Below are 17344 nucleotides of genomic sequence, written 5' to 3' on the forward strand. Positions count from 1 at the left end.
AGTGAAAAATACCAACAGGCCTATGAAAACTGCCTTAACTTCGGAAGGCTCAGAGCTTAAAAACTACCGGAGTATTGTTATTATAGACTTGACACAATTTATTCTACACCATCCGAAGATTTACTAATCCACCAGGCAAGTACATATGCTTGTCCGGTGGATTAGTATTAATACAGCAAGACTTACTCTAGCTGCACCCCATGCTGTTGCCGCAGTTCAGACACTTATAGCAGGTCCCGCTGCGTACCGTAATGTGTCCGCAGGTGTTGCAGGCAGGGGCATCGCTTTGCAGGCTCCGTGCCGCCTGGCTGACTCCATTGAGGCCCATGTCCGCCTTCTCGTCCTGCCTATGCCCGTTTACAGCCTGTCCATTGGGACTGGCGGGTACCACTGGCAGGCCGGAACCCTTCACCGGCTCCTCCCAGGGATCACGCCCAGTATTCAGCACTTCGGGCTTGTCCAGTACGTGCACCAAGTCGGTGCGGTTCAAATATTCATATCCAAGCGCCCGGAATATGAAATCCACGATGGAGGTAGTGGACTTGATGTTGGGATGGTCCACGAAACCGGCAGGGTCGAACTTGGTGAATACGAATTTTTCTACGAATTCTTCCAGCGGCACGCCGTACTGCAGCCCTAAGGAGATGGCGATGGCAAAGCAGTTCAGCAGGCTGCGCATGGTGGCGCCTTCCTTGGCCATGTCGATAAATATCTCACCCAGGGTGCCGTCGGCGTATTCGCCCGTGCGCAGGAACAGCGCTTGGCCATTGATCTTGGCTTTCTGCGTGAAGCCGCGGCGTTTGGCAGGCAGGGTCCGGCGTTCCACGATACGCGCCAGCTGGCGCTTGAGCTGGGTATCAGGGGAAGCCTGTACCCGCTTCTGTACCTCTTCGAGCAGATCCTCTACCGTCAGCTGTCCCAGGTCTACCAGGCCTCCGCCAACTTCCGCGGCCTTTTCGCTTTCTTCCGCGCTCTCATCTTTGTTCCCTTTCTTTTTATCGGACTGGTTGCTCAGCGGCTGGGACAATTTCGATCCGTCGCGGTAAAGGGCACAGGCCTTAAGGCCCAGCTGCCAGCTGAGCAGGTAGGCGTCGGCAATTTCCTCCACCGCAGCTTCGTGGGGCAGGTTAATGGTTTTGGAAATGGCGCCGCTGATAAAGGGCTGGGCGGCTGCCATCATTTTGATATGCCCGTGGGCATGGATGTAGCGCTCGCCTTTTTTACCGCACTTATTAGCGCAGTCGAACACCGGCAGGTGCTCGGGTCGGAGGAAGGGGGCGCCCTCCACTGTCATGGTACCGCAGATGTAGTCGTTAGCCGCGTCGATCTGCTCCCCGGTAAAGCCAAGGGCATCCAGTAGGCTCCACTCAAAATCAAAATATGCATCGGGAGTGAATCCCAAACGCTGCAGGCAGGCTTCCCCCAGGGTATAGACATTGAACACAAAGCCGATCTCAAAGGCCGTAGGGGCCGCTTGCTCCAGCTTCTGGATTTCTTCGGGAGTAAAGCCTTTTTCCTTCAGGCTTTCGTAATTGATGAAGGGTGCCCCCTTAAATGAGGCAGCGCCCACCGCGAACCTGGCGATGGCCTCCACCTGCTGCGGGTTGTAGCCCATGTTCTTCAGGGCTGCCGGCACCGACTGGTTGATGATCTTGAAATATCCCCCGCCGGAGAGCTTTTTGAATTTCACCAGGGCGAAGTCAGGTTCCACGCCGGTGGTGTCGCAATCCATTACCAGGCCGATGGTGCCGGTGGGAGCGATCACGGTTGCCTGGGCATTGCGGTAGCCGTATTGTTCCCCCAGTGCCGCGGCATCGTCCCACGCTTTGCAGGCGGCCTTCAGCAGGTAGTCGGGGCAATAGTTGGCTTTCAGGCCCTGGGGTTTTACGCTCAGGCCTTCGTACTGGTCGGCGTCGTAAGCCGCCAGGCGGTGGTTGCGCATGACCTGCAGCATGGACGCCTTGTTCTCATCGTAGCGGGGGAAGGCGCCAAGCACGGAGGCCATTTCGGCCGAGGTTTTATAGGCGGTACCGGTCATGATCGCGGTGATGGCGCCACAGGTGGCCCGGGCCTTTTCGCTGTCGTAGGGGATGCCGCTCACCATCAGCAGGGTGCCGAGGTTGGCGTAGCCGAGACCGAGGGTGCGGTAATCATAGCTCAACCGGGCCACTTCCCTGCTCGGAAACTGGGCCATCAGCACGGAGATTTCCAGCACCACGGTCCACAGACGGCAGGTGGATTCAAAACCCTCCACGTCAAAATGCGCCTTATCGGCATCAAAGAACTTCATCAGGTTGGCCGATGCGAGGTTGCAGGCGGTATTGTCCAGGAACATGTACTCGCTGCAGGGGTTGGAAGCCCGGATCTCGCCGCCGGCGGGGCAGGTATGCCATTCGTTGATGGTCGTGTTGTACTGGGTGCCGGGGTCGGCGCAGCTCCAGGCGGCATGGGCGATGCCGTCCCACAGGTCTTTAGCAGGGATTCTTTTCATCACCCGTCCATCGGTACGGGCGGTGAGCTCCCAGTCTTCGTCTTTGGCCAGTTTGTCAAAGAAGGCGTTGGGGATGCGCACGGAGTTATTGGAATTCTGCCCGGAAACAGTGCGGTAGGCCTCGCCTTCATAGTCCGAAGCATAGCCGGCGGCGATGAGGGCAGCCACTTTCTTTTCCTCCTCCACTTTCCAATTTATAAATTCCATGATCTCGGGGTGGTCGAGGTCCAGGCACACCATCTTGGCGGCGCGGCGGGTGGTGCCGCCGCTTTTGATGGCGCCGGCGGCGCGATCGCCAATTTTCAGAAAGCTCATCAGGCCGCTGGAAGTGCCGCCACCGCTCAGCTTTTCGCCGGCACCGCGGATGGAGGAGTAGTTGGTGCCCACGCCGGAGCCGTATTTAAAGATCCGGGCCTCGCGTACCCACAGGTCCATAATGCCGCCTTCGTTCACCAGGTCGTCGTCCACGCCCAGGATAAAGCAGGCGTGGGGCTGGGGCCGCTCATAAGCCGAGGTGGACTTTTTGAGTGCTCCGTCCGCAGGGTCCACGTAGTAGTGGCCCTGGGCGCCCCCGGTAATGCCGTAACTTTCGTACAGGCCGGTGTTGAACCACTGGGGCGAGTTGGGCACGCACAGCTGGGCCAGGATGCTGTATACCAGCTCGTCGTAAAATACCTGCGCATCTCCGGGAGAGGCGAAATAGCCGTAGCGTTCGCCCCATACCCGCCAGCAGTGGGCCATGCGGTGGGCCACCTGCTTTACGGAGGTTTCGCGGCCGAGGGAGCCATCCACCTGGGGCACGCCGGCCTTGCGGAAGTATTTCTGGGCGAGGATATCGGTAGCGATCTGGCTCCAGCCGCGGGGTACTTCCACGTCCTTCATTTCAAAGACGATTTCTCCGCTGGGATTGCGGATCACCGAGGTGCGGTAATCGTAATCGAACAGGTCGAACACCGCTTTATCCTCACGGGTAAACTGGCGGCGGAACGTCAGGCCGGCGGCGGGGGTTGCTACAGCATCCATATTGACAGTATTGTGTTTGTAGGTTGGGCGCCCTGCTGAAAAACTGCAGGGCACCGGGACCGCGAAATTAGGGCAAGCGCCAGAATTCCCTGTCCCAAAATCCCTGTTGGATGGAACCGGCACCTGCTGCCGTATGAGGGTATCCGTTACTTTTTATAGAAGAAAAAGTGGGACAAAACCGTCGAAAAAAGTTTCCTTTTATCGAACGTAAAAAAAATGCCCGAGGTACCGGCAGGAGGACAAATCGTGCTGCTGTCCATCACTTTATCAAAACATCTGGCTAACTTGTGTACATTCAAAACTGCATGAAACCGGCAGGCGAACTGATACTGAACTCACGGGACCTGGACAAAGGAGACCTGGCGCTGCGTGCGCTCACCAACCCTTCCAGCCGCCAGATCCTGCACTACCTGCATGCACGGGGTACCGCCCGCGTTACGGAGGTGTACCAGGCGCTTTCTTTTCGCCAGTCCGATGCGTCCCGCCACCTGGGTGAGCTTCGACGTGCAGGGCTGGTGACGGCCAATCACGTGGGCCAATGCATGTACTACGCTCTCCACTATCCGAAGCTCCAGGAAATGCAGCGCCTGGCGGAAATTCTACTGCAAGCCAGGCCCGGAAAGAAGGAACAGGAGGCCTGCATCCCCTGTCCCTCACCCTTGGTTCCGACTAAAACAAGGAAAAGGAAAATTAAGCCCGGTACCCACTGCCTCTCAGTTCCCATCTCCCGAAGCGGGCAGACCCATCCTTGTATTCTACTAACTGTGAACCGGCCTTTCCATGCATTTTGGAACGCGCCTTAAGCCGCTTTCGCGCCGCCATAAAACGTCTCTAAATACCGTATTAGCCCCGGGCACGGTGGAAAATAAGGTATTGGAAGCACGCAGCTTCATATTATCCGGGCTGCCGAATAGGGCATAGGCATCACTTCCGGACAGCCGAAGCAAGGTGTTGCAAATCTTTTTCAGCCATGAGGCTTTATCCCGCCCAAATGGAAAGTAACATAATGATAGAAAGCTCACACCAGTTAAGATTTTCTCCGTGATGCTGCCGCCTTCGGGATTTAAGAGGCCCTGGCCTTCGCTATTTTCCGGCGTATGCTTTTAATCGTTCCAAAACCGCCGTGTTTGCGCATTTGAGTTGCAGAACAACAGCACCTAACGAGCAGCACGGAGGAAATCTTAACTATTTGCGGACGCCTACTCCCTATAAAATATACGGAGCTGGGGTGCGGCATTCCGTTACGTGCATAGCATAAGGTTCAGGCCTGTGCGTAGAAGGAGAATCCCACATCCGCCTTGGGCCGGGTAGGCCTACATCAGCTTTTCCGGACGCAAGGAAGGGAAGAGGGACGCCACTGGTTTGGGCGCAACACTTTAGTTAAGTTTTTCTCCGTGTAGGTTACCGCATGCAGATTTTGTAAGGAAAAGAACAGCTGAATAAAGTTGCTCCTGAATTAAAATAGAGCCTTTAGCTCTGGGGGTCGGCAAATGGGTTGCCTTTATAGCTAATCGCAATTTGAAATAAAGTGCTTCTATGCTAAAAAGTGGGGGTTCAACCCATGTATCTTTCTTTTCCAGGAACCTGGATGTCGCTGCGGGGAGTCCGGAACCATATCCATCACGGAGAAAATCTTAACTATATCACTTTCCAGCAGAAGCTCCCCTGCCGTGCGCCACTGACAAAGGGCAGTTCTACGGCCCCGTAAAAACGTTTATCCTACCAGCACTGCCTATACTGCTTTTTCGGGAGCCAGGTAGTGCTGATTTTTGGTTTTGTTGTAAAGCCCAGGGACTTTCAACACGCGAATCCGTTTCTATGAACGGCGGGATGCGGGAAATTCATAAATCCATCTTATGTATCTTATTGAAAACCAATGACTAACCAGCAAAACGGAGAAATTCTTAACTTCTCTTACTCATCCGACATACGCTAACATCTTGTAAAAACCAAGGATATAACAGCCTGAATATCAGACTTATAAGAACAGTACGGAGGAAAACTTAACTATGGAAAAGCAGGAAAGAGATCCCTATTACGGAGAAATTCTTAAGAAGAAGAAGAGGAAGGCGGTAACCCGGATCACGGAGAAATTCTTAGCTGTTCTAAGCAGAAGGGGGATCAGCCTGAACACAACGTGTAACCATATGATTTACAACAAGATACATACGTCACGGAGAAATTCTTAACTATTGGCGTGCAGGGAAAATCATCATGACGGAGAAATTCTTAACTATTTTGCCGCGGCCGGGCCCCTTCATTTGTTTTAGATCGATTTTTCCTTTCAAAACCACCTTCTTCCCGGTATTTCTCCTGTCAAAGTGGCTGAAAACTTGACTGCAAACCGGATCATCTCTATAAAATTTTTCCTTTGATTTAATTTGAATGAATCAGTTTGCTTATTTGTTGGGAGGCGAAAAGCCGCTCTAGAAGCGGGTTTCAGTGGATGACCACGGAGGAAATCTTAACTAGTTACGGAGGAAATCTTAACTCATCAAAGAGAAAATCTTAACTGCAAAACGGAGAAAATCTTAACTCGCTGCCAGCACCACGGAGAAATTCTTAACTGTTTTTCCCTATTCGGGGGCAAACTCCTTCAACAATGATTTGAGCATGTAATTTTTGGGACTGTTGATGGTAGCGCGATTCTCTCGGATGTGCTCATTTAACTCCATGATTTTGTTGATCACCCTGCTATGGTCGAACGAATCGTTGAAAATGGGGGTCAACAGCTGGATATCCTGGTCTTTGAAGCCACAGTGAAGCCGCAGCATATTGATGATATTATCGGCATGAATGCGCTTGGCCTGTACGAGATCCGGTGTAATGACCTTGAAATGGAGGCCGACCACCGTTTTACCTTCCCGTTTTTCAAAACTCTTTTCCTTGCAGTTGAACCAGCAGGGCGCCTTTCCTTCCAGTTCCTTCTGTACGGGTATCAATATGTTCTTCTTCAGGTCGTAGTAGGTGGGATATTTGTCACCCAGCTGCAGCCAGTCGCGGAATTCATCCAGGGACATGTAAAAGCCCCCCTTTTCCTTCCAGCTGGAGATCTTCTTGTACAGGCGGGAGGTATATTTGTTTTTGGACTGGGTGGCGATCTGCAGGACGAAGCTGGTGTAGTTCTTGGGCTTGCCCGCCTGGTTTAATTCGAGTTCTACCAGTACCTTGGCGATTTCTTTTTCAATTTCGATGATCAGGTCCGAACTGCGTACCAGTTCATCGGGGACACTGACCTTGAATAATCCCTGGTACCGGGTATAGGACTTTCCGCTGTCTTTGTCCCGGTAGGGTACGCCGACAACGATGCTGGCCAGTTGCTTGGCGGAATTCCGTACGTCCTTATATTGGGCAGGGATGGCAATGTTCTTCAGGGGAATGCGTACCTTGATGTGGGTGTCCACTACCTTGAACAGCTCCAGCTGGGTATAGTCCCCGCCGTTCATATTCAACAGGATGGCCTCCTGCAGGTAATACATCACATAATTGAATATTTTTTCCTGGATTAGGGTATAGTCGTATTGCGCATTGGTAACGCGGTTCGGGATGAAAACGATCTCCCGGAGCTCCGGCAGGACCACTTCCTTTTTGCGCTTTGCTGTTTTTAATACTACTTTTCCTTCCTCCAAAGGTTTCCCTTCCATATCCATTAGGTTTAAATTCCCTATAAAGTTTCTTGTCGTTGAGCGAAATGATTTCGTGTAAGGACCGTACCAGGGACGCCTTCTTACCGGTAATCCCTGCTCCCTGATCCTTTAACCGTTCAAAGGTGCCCTTTATTTTAATAGCGAAGATATTCTGATCGCCATTGGTAAGTACCCGGTTGAAAAGATTCCGGAGTGCTGCGGCTCCAGACAATCCCCGGGGGACCAGGATTAACCCGGTAAGGCCTTGGTTTGACAACTCCCCGCAGGCAGGGCTTCCCCGGGAGAAATATATAAAATTTTACGCATTCGGACGGGTGCGGGGCCAATATTCCCTTCGTACAGACACAGTATACTACTTGAAGCTATGGACGCGTTCCGCCGGCGCCCTTCGGCCCGAAGGTCAGGCGCTGGCACGGCTGACCAGTTTCAGCCCTTCTTCCGCCATACCCGCTTGGTACACGGTAAACTTCGCTCCGAAGAGCTGCGCTATATACGTCCTGATCTGTTCGTCGTCTGCCACCAGCAGGGACGGGTTCTCATGCACCAGGGCGTCCGGTTCCGCCTTGCCTTCTTGGAGAGCCCTTTCCAGCCTTACCGGTTCCTGATCGCCTAATAGCTCCTTTACTAAAGCGTGCGCTGTCATGTCCTCTTCAAAAATGAGTTCTCGTTCAAAGTGCTCCTTGGCTTTCAGCATTTGAGCTGAACGGCTACAGCAAAGGCCTTTCGGTCCAGTCCTGCAGGGTGGTTTATATAATACCAGGGGACTGAATTTCGAAACTGCGGATTTCCCCGAAGCTCATCCTCTTAAGTACTGAAGTCGGTAAGGCTGCTGACACGCAGCAGGGTCTATCCCTGACAACTTACCTTTTCCTGTCTACGGGAACCAGGGCTAAAGGCGCCAGAGGGTTATAACCCAATAAAAAGGACCGGCCCAGTAGCCAGTCCTTAAGGTATTTTCATTCGTCCTTAGTCCGCTGATTTTACCAGCCTCAAAACCTGCCGCATGTTTCCCTGTACCACTTCCAGCAGGTAAATCCCAGGCCGGTAGTCCCGGCCCAGAAGCAACGTTGCGCCCACTGCCGCCACCCTTTCCCGCACCTCCATCACCTTGCCCCCGGCGTCTAGCACCCGCAGCCGTACCGGCTCCAGGCTGCCGCATTTTAGCGTTAAGGTAAAGGCATGCGGAGAAGGGTTCGGGGCAACGGCCACGGCAAGGAAGGCCCCCGCAGCACCCTCCTCGTGCATCGGGGCGGCAGGGAAGGAGGTTAGAGGCCGGGCTTCGTCTACTTGCCCGTCACAGTCGTCATCCCTGCCATTGGCAGCTTCCGGGGCGCCGGGGTGGACCAGCGGGTTGCCGTCGTCGCAATCCCCGCCCTTTTTCACATAGCCTGAGGGAGGCGCAGCGGCTGTAAGGGAGGCATTGTCCGCGCCATAGCCATCCCGGTCGCCGTCGTGGAAGAAGGTCTTCCATGCCGGCCCTGTTAAATAAGCAGCCAACAGGCCTTTGCTGTCAGCGCCCGTAATGGTTCCCGCCACGTACAGGCGGTCCTTGTGCAGCGCCAGGCCACTGGCATCGACTGCCATCTGGCCAAAGTAGGTGACCAGCCGGCCATCCCCGTCAAAGGAGCTGTCCAGCCGCCCATCGGGGTGGTAGCGGGCCAGGACTGCGGAGCTGGTGGAGAAAACGGTATGAAAGCTCCAGCCCCCTGCCACCAGCTTCCCGTCACTTTGAAGGGCCAGGCATTCGGCAGTTTCCATGGCCTCCCCCACTTGCCTAAAGGCGGTGGACCGCCATCCCTTGGTACCAAAGGTGGAATCCAGGCGGCCGTCCGAAAGAAAGCGGGCCAGCAAGAACTGGGAAGATATCTCGCCGGATTTAAAGCAGGATCCCGCCGCTACCAGTTTGCCGTCTGCCTGCAGGACCAGCGCCCTTGCGGCGCAGTCGGTCGCCCCAAAGCGGTAAATGCCCTTGCCCTTATCGGCAAAAGAAGGATCCAGCCCGCCATTGGGAAGGAAGCGGGCCAGGGCAAAACCAATGGTGCCGGTGCTCCCTCTTGCTTCTCCCGCCACCACGATCTTCCCATCGTTTTGAACGCCCAGGGACCGGGCAAAATCCTTTGTCCCGGAAAAATCGGCAGTGACCCTGCCCCGGGCGCCAAAGCCAGGGTCCGGGCGGCCATTGGGGAGGTAACGCAGGAGCACCAAATCGTAGCCGGTAGCGCTGTCGGGGCTCGACCCGGCCAGGAGCAGTTTCCCATCGCTTTGAAGCGCCAGGCTGCCGAAAAAGTCATGACCGCTGGCTCCGGTAGTGACTTTCCCTCCTGCCCCAAAGCTGCTGTCCAGGGTACCGTCCGGCAGGTAGCGCGCCAGGACCAGGTCAAAACTTCCGTTGATGAGGGATTCCCCGGCCACCACGATCCTTCCGTCGCTTTGAAGCGCAATGCCGCACGCATGTTCAATGGCGCCCAGGTCAGAAGTGACCTTTCCACCGCGGCCAAAGGCCCCGTCCAGGCGGCCGTCGGGCAGAAAACGCGCCAGGGCGAAATCTCTTGCTTCTCCGGTACCGGTTGCCCCGGCCACCACTACTTTGCCATCCCCCTGTACCGCCAGGTCGCTCATCCAGGTAGTTTCCGCCAGGTAATATCCCTCGAGCAGGCCGTCCCCATCAAAGCCCTTGTCCGGGCTGCCGTCCGGAAGAAAACGCAGCAGGACATAGTCATCGTTACGGACACTTTGATTATAGGCCAGTCCCGTCAGCACGATTCTGCCGTCCCTTTGCAGGGCAGCGTGGGCAACCTCCCCATAGCGGTCCCCGGTCACAGGCGCCAGAAGGGCAGTTACCCATCCCCCGCTGCCAAAGCCCTTGTCCGGGCTGCCGTCAGGCAACAGGCGGAGCAGGGAAGCATAATTCCGGCCGGCATAATAGTCCCCGGCAGGAAACTGGTAGGAAGTACCCCCCACCACTATTTTTCCATCCTCCTGCAGCGACAGGGAGGCCGCATAGTTTTTTCCTGCGGTGCCCAGACGGGCCTTGCCCCCGCTGCCAAAGGAGCTGTCCGCGCTGCCGTCAGGCAGGTGGCGGGCCACGGCAAACTCATACCTGCCGGTGGATTGGTTATAAGCCGATCCACCTGTGAGGATCCTCCCGTCAGGCTGCAGGGAAAGGGAAGTGGCCCAATCACCCGAAGCGTCAAAGTCGGTAAACGCGAGGCCCCCGGAGCCGAAATCCCGGTCCAGGCTGCCACCCGGCAGGTAGCGGGCCAGTACCCAATCCGCGGAGCCCCGGACACCAAGGGCAGAGCCGGTCAGCAGTATCTTTCCGTCCGGTTGCACGGCCAGCGCGCAGGCCGTCAGCTCTCCCGGCGGGCCAAAATCGGTGAAGACCTTTCCGTCCCCGTCAAAACTGGGGTCAGGAGCGCCGTTGGGGAGATACCGGGCCAGGGCATAGTGGCTGGAGGTTCCGGAATCGGAAAGGGAGTAGCCCCCCACCACGACCCTTCCATTGCTTTGCAGGGCGACACAGACCGCCCCTTCCTGCCTGCCGCCAAAATCCATGATCTGCAGCCCGTCCCCGCCAAAGCCACGGTCCAGGCTGCCACCCGGCAGGTAGCGAGCCACAGCAACATCATACTTGCCTGTGGTCCCGTTGTATTTGCGCCCGGCCACCAGGATTTTGCCATCGCTTTGCAGGGCCGCGCCCCAGGGTTCGAGGTCCAGGTAGTCGGAATACCCTCCGCTGCCAAAGCGCTGGTCCAGCGTCCCGCCAGGCAGGTAACGGGCCAGCAGGCAGCCCCATTCGTAACGAAGCACGACCAGAAGGGCACCGCCCGGCAGCGCAAGTACCTGCCGGCCGTTTTCGAATCCTTCATTACGTGGGGCAAAAGAAGTGGTTAACCAGCCTTTGGCGGCAAAGCGGGCGTCCAGCCGCCCGGCCTGTGCCCGTGCGTCGGGCTGCAAAGGGGAGAGAAAGAGAAAGAGGGTTGCGAAAAGGGAAGATCGCCATTTCATATGCGGTGAGGTTTAAGGTGAATGGGGGAGAGGCAACGGAAGGGTACTTCCGGGCCGCGAACAGTACTCCGGAACCGCGGCCAAGGACGGTAGCAAACAAGGGGAGACGGAGCAACAGCTGGCGGGCAGGACCGGGGGCCGCTCCTGCAAAAGGCGGTTTACGAAAGGGGAGGGGGAAGTAGTTTACCGGGAAAGGAAAGCAACCAATAGTTTTCGATTACCTGTGAACGTAAACAGCGACGGCTGGGCCCAGGTTAATGCCGGGCGGAAGAAAGTACGGGAATGAAAAACGGGCGAAAGCCGGCAGGCGGACGGGGGCGGTGCATGGCAGAAATGGGTTAGTGGTAAGGAATTCCTGGTCGAGCCAGTTTTAGGACCACAAGGTATATTTTTTTAAATATAAAATTTACATCAACTGAAAGAGTTTTATTAAAAAACCGGCCCATGGAAACGGCTCAGGACTAAACCTAACGGCGGTCTTGGGAAGGCCAAGGCACAAAAACTTAACCTGATGCATAAACGGCGCAGCGGTGCTGACCGGAAAGGGATGATCTTATCGTCCCCTTTATTTATATCCTAAGGATATGGTTACAAGGGAAGGAAACCTGCTGCTGGTAAAGCATCTTCGGAAACCAGGCTTTGCCCTCCAGAGGCAGTGCGCTGGTCGAAAAAATAAGCACAAAAGCCTTCTTTTTATTGCCTTCAATCAAAGCGGCTTAGGACGGAGAGATGGCTCATGGTCACCAGAAATGGTGGTTTTGATGACAGTTCACTGTAACTGTTCCGAGGGCTCGATTCCCTCTCTCTCCGGTTTACATTTTACAGATACAGTAGGGTACAAAAGAGAGCAAAAAAGGGCACAAAGGCCTAAGAAAAGGCATTTTCGTTTTACCATCCATAGCCTGTCTCTATGTTTGTTTTATCAAACTCATGTTGCAAACCTGTTGCAAAAGTTCTTTGAATTTCCTTGTTCTTTGTACCCGGGTGGTTGGATTTAGCTTTAATGTCAATAAAATGGGGACCAGTGAAGAAAAGAGTCCTTTTTGGTGTACGAATGAGCAACTTTTTAGTATGTTAATATAGAGGGGGTTATGAAAATAACGGCGGCTGCAGCCGCTGTGAAATGTGATCCAGGCATGAATATATGTTACGAGCCCGGAACTTTGCTATGGTAAATATTACCTATTAAATGGAAAGATTAGGGCTCCCAAAGTACATTTGAAAACCAGTTCTTTGAGTATTTAAGTAATTGGCAGTGCCATTAAAGCTGCCATTTTTTGATTCATATGACCAGTAAGAAAGGTCGAAAAACAAAAAAAGCCGGACAGAGCGGCAACTCTGACCAGCTTAAAGATGTGTTATTTCGACTCCTCCCGAGCCTGGTTCAGATCGTACTCCACTTTTTCAAGTAAGGAGAAATGAGTCTGAACCCAAACAAGCCTTGTTTGCAGCAGGGCTTGTTTTTTTACAATCTTTTCGACACTTGTCAACTGCTGACTGTTTATAGTTGACAAGTATAAACAAGTGTCTTTACAAAAATATACAAAACGGCTCACTCTACGGACAATTGTCCGACATATGTCGGACATACCCGTATTATACAAGTGCCCCTGTTTGGTTTGGTTAACCTGTTCATTAATAAGTATCCATGGTCATCCCCTGGCCAGGAGGACTCCCTTTATATTTATCCCGGGCACGGCCGCACCGAATAAAGCGCTAAGAAGTTCACTACGGTTAATTTTCTTCTAGCATGGCCCCTGCTGCTTGGCGTAGGCAGGAACTGCCGGGCGAAGCCGCCTCCTGTTAAGGGAAGGAGCCGGCTAGGTGCAGTTGGTACAGGTGAGCCAGTTTCCTGCCGGTTCGTTCGGCCTCTGCCCCGGAGTAGCGATAGGACAAATGCCGGTCCAGCACACAATAACACTTCCTGCCGCCAATCCGGTTCCAGCCGTCTCCTACCAGCGGACCTTTTATTCTTTGTTCAATGGCCCGGCAGGCATCCTTCCCATGGATAAAGAGTAGGGTGGGCCCAATGGACTGCAGCAGGAAATCAAAAACCGCGGTATCCTGGTCCTTTGGGGAAAGCAGGCTTTTTCTGGTAGAAGGGGTCGCATATACGTTGGTTTCCAGGGCGGAAAGGCCGGTGCTTTGCAGCACTTCGGAAATGATCCTGATATTCCTTCGGGTAGGGGACGCCTTCGTTCTTTTCCCGCTTTTTTGCCGGGCGTCCAGGTAGTCCTTCCACCAGGCACCATAATCAAAACCACTTTCGCCAAAATGCTCCTGGAAGCCGGCGCCGCCGGTTGCCGGGTTACAGCCCACAATAAAAATCTTGCAGGCCAGCGGGGAGCCGCTGCAGATAAAGGGACGGTCGCCGGCTTGTAGCAGGGACATAAGGGCGGATCGGAATTCGGAGAGCTGCATAGAACAGGAATACAAAATAGGAAACGATCACGGTCAACATTTACCGAAATGAGACGGGGACCAGCGGGACAGAACCCTGTTTCGCTGGTCCCCGTATGGAAGGGCAGGATATTATCACTGTAAAGCGGCCCTTTACTGCTGCTATTTGCCCACCTCCAGCAATTCCTGTTTATCGACAACCAGTTGGGGCTTTCCTTTATAAAGTTCCACTTTCCCCGTCACACAGACGTTTGTACCTTCCGATAAGCGATTGCCGATATCCCTGACCGCCCCTTTCAGCACCAGGGTCAAAAGCTGGTGGGGATAGGGCCTGCCCAGGTTGACGAGCGTTATACCTGATAGGCTACGGGAACCGGACACCCTTCCGCATACCCGTACCTCCCTGCCCACTTGGCTGGCGACCTCCTCCAGGGTAATACTTTTTACCCCTTGCGATCCCGCCGGCGCCGCAGCTGCCGGAACCGGCTCCCCGCCAGGAGCCTTGCCGTCCGCAAAGATCTCGTTCAGCAGGCCGGCCAGCCGGATGCCGCCCTTTTGTATCCGGTCTTCTACCGTGGGCATATGGTTCTTATAATATGCCTCCGAAAGGGTGCGTTTGCTCATTCCCTCCACTTCCGCATACAACCCCGCGCTGACCTGGTAGCTTTCCCATAGCCACTGGAGTGGGGCGTCTCCCTGCCAGACGTTTACCTGGCCAGCCCCGGCCTTGTCCACCCGGCTGGCCAACTGCTCCTCCTGAAGCCCTGCGTGTTCCGGCAGCCGGCTGTCCCAGAGGGCGTGCAGGTTGGTGCCCTTCCCGAGATAGTTCACCTGTATCTCGTTGCCACCCTTGTCCGCGGCTCTGCTCACGTGCATGGGCTGGTGGGCGTCCCCCACCAGGTGCACGATGAATTTCAGTGCAGTCACCTTGTCTTCCCTGCTGGTGCGGGGATCGCGCAGTTGCTGCTGCATCCGGGTCAATGCTTCGTACAAATTCGCACCCTTCATACCCCGTACGGCCGCGTCAAAGGCCTTCCGGTCCAGTCCTGCCGGCAGGTTGATATAATGCCAGGGGCCGGTGCTTCGGAACTGGGGATCGCCGCGCAGTTCATCGGCCTAGGTACTGACATCCGCCAGGCTGCTGGCACCCAGCAGGGCCCGAACCGAGGCTTTCGCCTTGGGGGCCAGGTGGCGTTCTGCAATGAGTCCTACCGTCCGGTGCCCAAGGCGCCCCCAGGAGAGTAGTACCAGGGAAAACAAAAGGATCAGGGATATACGAAAAAACTTCATCATAAATCAGGTATCAGGTCTTAGAATAACCGTCATTGAACCGGCCCCCGCAAGATAAGTTAGAACAGGACAATGCAGGCGAAAGCAGCCAGCCAGCGGCCGATTTGAAGGAGGCTGTTTAAGAATGATGGAAGTGGATACCCTGCTACGAACCCCCAAATTTCAGGGTGCTGATTACTCTGGAAAAGCAGAAGCGTGCTGTTAATGAATGCTAATGGCAGCAAACCCAACTATTCACCTTAATTAACCATAAGTGTTTAAACATCAATACTTGCCAGGCTTCTTATATCCGTAACAAATGATACAGAACAATAAAATAACTGAACCATGAAAAAGATATTTACACTGGTACTGACCCTGGGAACCCTGACCTCCGTATTTGCCGCTCCTTCCGTTGCCCCTGTTTCCAAAACAACTTCAATCGCCACCGCCCCGGTTTACTCCTTTACCGAACGGGAGCGGGATGAGCAGATCAGCCGTATCCGTAGAGAATATGCGTACAAGATCAAAGAAGTAAGAGAAAGTCGCAGGCTGCGTTCTTCGGAAAAAGACCGCCAGGTGCGCAACCTGGAGCAGCAGCGCGACCGCCAGATCCGCGAAGTGAACGAACGCTATTACAATGACCGCAACAAATCGTACAAAAAGGACAGCCGCAGGGACGACCGAGATAACAACAGCCGCTACGGCAAAGACAATGACCGCTACGACGGCCGCTACGATAAGGATAGAAATTGGTAGTTTTTCGGAGAAAGGTTTAAATTGAAGGTTTACAGGCCCCCGCCCCGGCGGGGGTTCTTGTTTTGGCCCGGAGTTAAACAGCCGGAATAACCAGGAACTTCTATGCGGCATAAAAAAAGCCCCGAGTAGAAACAAGGGGCGACTAACGATTGCTTGCCATATGAAAAAGTTGGAAATAGTCTTGTAGCTGATGCACAACGGCCGCCGGATATGCTTCTATTATTTCTTTCGTTCCCTCCGGCGCGTTTGCTGATACAAACATAGCTAAAACCGCCGTTCGCCCCGGATCAATTCAGAGGGCATTCCCTTATGGCTAAAACATATTTAATTTATCAAAAACCTTTACCAAACTCATTTACAGCAAAATAATCTCCTTACGCCCAACCGCCTTTTCTTCCCTTTCCCAGACCTTGAATAATGGAAACGGGCAGATGGTTTCCCACCCCGATTGACGTATATTTGGAGAAATCGCCTAATAGTCAAAAGTTTATAAACTGATGCCTGCATGAGCAAAGCAATCCTCGCCTACGCCGATGAATACGGCAACAACTCGTTTGACTTCACTACCCAAGGCACTCACTTCATTGTTGCTGCCGTCATCCTGAAGGAATCCGAAAAGGAAAGCACGGAAGTCTCCCTGGAAGCGATCCGCAAAAAGTATTTTCATACCGGCGAGATCAAGTCCCGGAAGGTAGGGGACAACCACGCCTACCGCCTGCAGGTCCTCAGGGAACTGGCCGGCCTGAACTTCAACGTTTATGCGTTGGTGGTGGACAAGGAAAAGTTGTACGGTGAGGGTTTTCGCCACAAGGATCCGTTTTATAAATACCTTTCCGGCCTGCTTTATAAAGAATTGTACAAAGCCTATCCGAAACTGCGGCTGTTCGTAGACGAACAGGGCGATAACGATTTTTTGCGCAGCTTCAAGAAATATGTGTACCTGAACCATATACGCGACCTTTTCTCCGGCTCCGAGTTCGAAACCGGCAGCAGTTCCGGCAGCCTCCTGATCCAGCTGGCTGATTTTATCGCGGGCACCCTGGGCCGCTGCTTTGACCGCAGCAAGGATCTGAGTCACCGGGAAAAATTCCTGGAAGTGCTGGAACCACGCCTTTCCGGCCTCAATTACTTCCCGCGGGAATTCCGAGTAGCGCACCTTAGGGAAGAAGAAAGGGCAGGGGAGCACGACAACCAGGTGACGCGTTATGCCACGGATCTGGCTATAGATTTCATCGAAACGAAAGAACCGAAAAGCCAGGAGGACACCGACCAGATCAACTGTGTGAAGTTGCTCCTGCTGCACCAGAGCGTTTTCGGGGCGAAGCGCTACCTGTCTGCCAGCGAACTGATCAAGCACTTGGAAGTGGGACGCCCAAAGCCCCTGCCTGAGCAGCAGTTTCGCGCCACGGTGATCGGCCGGCTGCGGGACCAGGGTCTGCTCATTGCCAGCAGCGCCAAGGGGGAGGAGAAAGGCTACCGCCTGCCGACCAGCGTTCATGACCTTTCAAAATTTTTGGACCATGGAAATGGGCTTATTCTCCCTATTTTGCACCGCATACAAGTGTGCCGGGAACGCGTAAAGCTGGCAACAAATAATGAGCTGGATATTTTAAATAAAGAGGAATTTTCAAAGCTTACCCAAATCTTGGATAATATGTAAGAAAATGTACTTTTCCCAAGACATTCATTATATGGGGCACTGTAGTCTCATACCATGTTTTGCAATATCACTTTTTTAATTATAGCC

Annotated in this window: 11 protein-coding genes and 1 tRNA gene; 4 read left to right on the plus strand and 8 right to left on the minus strand. The window is 54.0% G+C overall.

Translation table 11 applies throughout. The annotated features are described in order from the left end of the window. Positions 1–187 precede the first annotated feature (187 nt). Positions 188–3514 carry a vitamin B12-dependent ribonucleotide reductase gene (locus V9K67_RS22010; protein ID WP_336726315.1) on the minus strand — a complete coding sequence of 1109 codons (3327 nt, stop codon included), beginning with the start codon at positions 3512–3514 and terminating at the stop codon, positions 188–190. Between the two features lie 305 nt (positions 3515–3819). Between V9K67_RS22010 and V9K67_RS27200 the strand changes: the two genes are divergently transcribed. Next, positions 3820–4317, plus strand: a complete 498-nt coding sequence (locus tag V9K67_RS27200; RefSeq protein WP_414696795.1) for an ArsR/SmtB family transcription factor — start codon at positions 3820–3822, stop codon at positions 4315–4317. Here the strand turns inward: V9K67_RS27200 and V9K67_RS27205 are convergent. The 4 genes from V9K67_RS27205 to V9K67_RS22025 all read right to left on the minus strand — a co-directional run bounded on the left by V9K67_RS27205 (position 4273) and on the right by V9K67_RS22025 (position 11169). Beyond that, positions 4273–4536, minus strand: a complete 264-nt coding sequence (locus V9K67_RS27205) for a DUF1810 family protein (RefSeq protein WP_414696796.1) — start codon at positions 4534–4536, stop codon at positions 4273–4275. The two genes, V9K67_RS27200 and V9K67_RS27205, sit on opposite strands and share 45 nt — an antisense overlap. Positions 4537–6090: 1554 nt before the next feature. Then, a complete protein-coding gene (locus V9K67_RS22015) occupies positions 6091–7158 on the minus strand; it encodes a replication initiation protein (RefSeq protein ID WP_336726317.1) in 1068 nt (355 codons plus the stop codon). A gap of 403 nt (positions 7159–7561) precedes the next feature. Beyond that, a complete protein-coding gene (locus tag V9K67_RS22020) occupies positions 7562–7855 on the minus strand; it encodes a hypothetical protein (protein ID WP_336726319.1) in 294 nt (97 codons plus the stop codon). Between the two features lie 272 nt (positions 7856–8127). Next, positions 8128–11169: a MopE-related protein gene (locus V9K67_RS22025; RefSeq protein ID WP_336726321.1), complete on the minus strand. Its 3042-nt coding sequence runs from the start codon at positions 11167–11169 to the stop codon at positions 8128–8130. Between the two features lie 723 nt (positions 11170–11892). Here V9K67_RS22025 and V9K67_RS22030 point away from each other — a divergent pair. After that, a tRNA-Tyr gene (locus tag V9K67_RS22030) sits at positions 11893–11979 on the plus strand. Between the two features lie 993 nt (positions 11980–12972). Here V9K67_RS22030 and V9K67_RS22035 read toward each other — a convergent pair. The 3 genes from V9K67_RS22035 to V9K67_RS22045 all read right to left on the minus strand — a co-directional run bounded on the left by V9K67_RS22035 (position 12973) and on the right by V9K67_RS22045 (position 14862). After that, positions 12973–13560, minus strand: coding sequence for a hypothetical protein (locus tag V9K67_RS22035; protein ID WP_336726324.1), 588 nt, complete (start codon positions 13558–13560; stop codon positions 12973–12975). A 171-nt stretch (positions 13561–13731) separates the two neighbouring features. Continuing rightward, positions 13732–14676 carry a S1/P1 nuclease gene (locus tag V9K67_RS22040; protein ID WP_336726423.1) on the minus strand — a complete coding sequence of 315 codons (945 nt, stop codon included), beginning with the start codon at positions 14674–14676 and terminating at the stop codon, positions 13732–13734. A 9-nt stretch (positions 14677–14685) separates the two neighbouring features. Further along, the gene (locus V9K67_RS22045) at positions 14686–14862 is read right to left on the minus strand and encodes a hypothetical protein (RefSeq protein WP_336726325.1); all 177 of its coding nucleotides are present in this window, start codon (positions 14860–14862) and stop codon (positions 14686–14688) included. A 324-nt stretch (positions 14863–15186) separates the two neighbouring features. Here V9K67_RS22045 and V9K67_RS22050 point away from each other — a divergent pair, with 324 nt between their 5' ends. After that, the gene (locus V9K67_RS22050) at positions 15187–15597 is read left to right on the plus strand and encodes a hypothetical protein (RefSeq protein WP_336726328.1); all 411 of its coding nucleotides are present in this window, start codon (positions 15187–15189) and stop codon (positions 15595–15597) included. 505 nt (positions 15598–16102) lie between these two features. Then, complete coding sequence (locus tag V9K67_RS22055; protein WP_336726329.1) at positions 16103–17257, plus strand: DUF3800 domain-containing protein; 1155 nt, start codon at positions 16103–16105, stop codon at positions 17255–17257. Positions 17258–17344 lie beyond the last annotated feature (87 nt).

The sequence above is a fragment of the Huijunlia imazamoxiresistens genome (genome assembly GCF_037132455.1).
GTDB classification, from domain to species: Bacteria; Bacteroidota; Bacteroidia; order Chitinophagales; family Chitinophagaceae; genus Flavisolibacter; species Flavisolibacter imazamoxiresistens.